Origin of the sequence: uncultured Chitinophaga sp., from assembly GCF_937874145.1 — a bacterium.
GTDB lineage: Bacteria > Bacteroidota > Bacteroidia > Chitinophagales > Chitinophagaceae > Chitinophaga.
In genome coordinates this window covers 1-3,411 of sequence record NZ_CALNBI010000140.1, presented here as the reverse complement: position 1 = coordinate 3,411, position 3,411 = coordinate 1, and the positions used below count along the sequence as shown (strand labels likewise).

Sequence of the window (3,411 nt, the reverse complement as noted above, 5' to 3'; positions counted from 1 at the left end):
CTGGGTAATGTCATGAAACACGCCGAAGCTACGCAGGCCCTCGTGCAGCTGGAGTTCGGGGAAGAGGAATTTGCCATGACGGTGGAAGACGACGGGAAAGGGATGGCTTCCGGGAAGGAGGGCGCCGGTATCGGCCTGTACAGCCTCAAAACCCGGGCGGAAGCGTTCCGCGGTTCGATGGACGTGGATTCCTCGGCCGAAGGCACCTCCATTCATATCCGGTTCCCTGTTCCCGACACCATCATCACCGCTCAAACCGCTTAAGACATATCCATATTTCATACCGCCATTCACGAACCATGCATAACCGATCTTTCCATATCCGGAAACTATTTACCTGCGCTGTTTCCATGGCGCTGAGCCTCTTTGTTTTCCCCGCCAATGCGCAAACGATTGGGGAGGTCCACCGGAAACATAAGCCCCTGCTGCAATACGGTAAAGAAGATACCGTGCTGGCCGACCGCCTGTTCGATTACGCCACCGATCTGCACGAGCTCGACGATGATTCCGCCATGGCGCTCATCAACAAAGCGCTCATTATCAGCCAGCGCCTGCACGACAACCGCCGCACCGGCACCCTGATCTGCGCCCGCGCCCAGATACTGACCCACAAAGGATTGCTGGATTCCGGACTGGCGGTATACGCCCGCTCGCTCCAATACCTTCAAAAGGAAAAAGGATACCGCTACACCGGCGTGGCCTGGACCGGCATCGGGAACACGCTCATGCAGGCGGGCCGGCTCGATACCGCCGCACAGGCGTATTTCCATGGGATAGAAGCTTACCGCCAGGCAGGGGATACCCTCAGTATGGCGCATGCCTACAACGGGTTGTCGATTATTTTCAGCCAGATGGAACAATTGCAGAAAAGCCTGCAATACCTGCGCAAAGCCGGTGCGCTGTACGTCCAGCGCCGCGATTCGGGTAATCATATCAAAGTGCTCATCAACATGGGCGACAAATACACCCGCCTCAACCAGCCCTCCGATGCCGCGGTCTCCTTCCGTGAAGCCATCCGGATCGCCGACCTCGCCCAATACCAGCTGGGGCGCTTTTACGCCCGCGTCGGGATCGCGGACCTCTATGCCACGAAGAAACTGCACACCGATTCCGCGTTGACGTACCTGCACGAGGCTGAGCGCATCGCCCGCGGGTTTACGCTGCCGCCGCTGCTGATCAGTTCCATGCACGAAACGTTCGGGCTGGCTTATTATGAATCAGGCAACGCGGCCCTGGCGCGGGAGCATTTGCTGAAAGCCGGTCCGGCCCTGAAGGATATCGGGCATGTGCCCACACTTATGCAGCATTCGCAGCTGCTGACGAAAGTAAATATCCAGTTGGGACAGAAATCCGCCGCCATGGCCGCATTTGATGATTATGTGCTGTACCGCGACAGCCTGCAGAAAACGGACGTGGCCGCCAAAGTGAATGAATTGGAAACAAGGTACCGGACGCTGGAGAAGGACAAGTCGCTGGCCGAATCGCAACTCGCGATTACGAAAAAAGACCTGGAGTTGCGGAAGAAAAGCGGCATGCTCATTGCGCTGGGCGGCGGTTTGCTGCTGGTGATCGTAATTGCCGGCGGTATATACTTTCACTTCCGGCAGCAACAGCAGCTGCAGCGCCAGCAGTTGCAGCTGGTACACAAGGAAGCCGAACTGGCGATGGCCCAGGCGTCGATGGAAGGAGAGGAGAAGGAACGCGCCCGCATCGCCCGGAACCTGCACGATGGCGCGGGTTCTATCCTTTCTGGCGTGAAATTGTACCTGGCTTCGTTGGAAACGCAGTACCGGGAGCTTTCCCAGTCCACCCCGTACCGCAATACACTGAGCCTCCTCAACGACGCAGTTGCGGAAATTCGCGATACCTCCCACAACCTCATGCCGCGCGTGCTTTTCGAAGAAGGCATCGACGTGGCCGCGCATGCATATTGCGAAAAGCTTGGCCGTCATCATGCGCTCGGGATCGAATATCAATCTTACGGCGAGCCCCGCCGCTTCAACGCACATTTTGAATTGATGATCTACCGGACCTTGCAGGAACTGCTCGCCAACGTTATCAAACATGCCGAAGCCTCCCACGTTTTTGTACAGCTGAATTTCGGGGAAGAACTATTTTCGCTGACCGTGGAAGACGATGGGAAAGGATTTGCGGACACCGGCGAAGCCGCGGGCATCGGGATGTTCGGGCTCCGCTCCCGGGCCGAAGCGTTCCGCGGGACGATGGACGTGGAATCCTCTGCCGAAGGGACCTCCGTGCTGCTATCGCTCCCCGTGCATGCCGTCATGGCCTGAACCGCCCAATCCTGTTTGCGGATGTTCGTTTTTATGGAAATCCCAAATTGCGTAACTTCAGTGCCGCATGAGAAGACCCAGCAGAAAACCCGGGGAGCCCGATGTGAGCTTCAGGCAGCGGATGGCGGCATTGAAAAACCTGCCCGCTTTTTTCAGGCTGGTTTGGCAGACCAGTCCATGGATGACCACCTGGAACATCCTGTTGAGAGCCGCGCAATCCGCCACGCCGTTGGGATTGCTTTATATCAGCAAACTGATTATCGATGAGGTGGTCCGCCTGACGCAGGTGTCTGGCGAAGTGAGTTATACCTATCTCTGGGAACTGGTGGCCGCGGAATTTGCGCTGGTCGTGATTTCCGGGGCTTTGGGCAGAGCGATTTCGCTGGTGGACGGGCTCCTGGGCGAACAAGTCGCCAACCATACGTCGGTGCGCATCATGCAGCATGCCGCTACGCTGGACCTCGACCAGTTCGAGGATTCCGCTTTTTACGACAAGCTGGAACGCGCGCGCCAGCAAACCGCCGGCCGCACACAGCTCCTCAGCCAGGTGCTCACACAGGTGCAGGATGTGGTGACGATGATCTTCCTGGCGGCGGGTTTGTTGACGTTCAGCCCCTGGCTGATCCTGCTGCTCCAGGTGGCAGTGCTTCCTTCCTTCTTCTCCGAAACCCACTTCAACGACCGTTTCTACGCGCTGGCCTGGGGCGAAACTTCTGCCCGGCGCGAACTGGATTACATCCGCTTCCTCGGCGCGAGCGATGAGTCCGTGAAAGAAGTCAAGATCTTCAACCTCAGCCAATACCTGGTAGAACGTTTCAAGTCGCTGGCAGATAAATTTTACCGGGACAAGAAGGCCCTGTCTGTCCGCTACAACATTTGGGCGGTGGTGTTTTCGCTGTTGGGAAGCGCGGGGTATTATGCCGCATATGTCATCATCATCCTGCAAACCGTTAAAGGTGAGCTGACGATCGGCGACCTGGCTTTCCTCGGCGGGTCGTTCCGGCAGTTGCGCGGATTGCTGGAAAGCGTGCTGATGCGGTTTACCAGTGTTACCCAGGGCGCCATTTACCTCCGCGACCTGTTCGAGTTTTTCGAGATATCGCCCCGGATCACGCAG

2 protein-coding genes and 1 pseudogene are annotated in these 3,411 nt (G+C 57.4%); all 3 read left to right on the top strand.

What is annotated here, in order from left to right; genetic code table 11:
- The coding region (locus Q0510_RS06595) for an ATP-binding protein (RefSeq protein ID WP_333864864.1) at window positions 1-264 on the top strand (264 nt) is incomplete at its 5' end.
- 35 nt (window positions 265-299) lie between these two features.
- The gene (locus tag Q0510_RS06590; RefSeq protein WP_298709368.1) at window positions 300-2,294 is read left to right on the top strand and encodes an ATP-binding protein; all 1,995 of its coding nucleotides are present in this window, start codon (window positions 300-302) and stop codon (window positions 2,292-2,294) included.
- 67 nt (window positions 2,295-2,361) lie between these two features.
- Window positions 2,362-3,411: pseudogene (locus Q0510_RS06585) on the top strand (ABC transporter ATP-binding protein); the annotation flags it as partial.

What these genes read in the sequence shown, in the direction of transcription:
- Q0510_RS06590 (WP_298709368.1), top strand. Translation starts at nt 300, where the DNA reads ATGCATAACCGATCTTTCCATATCCGGAAACTATTTACCTGCGCTGTT.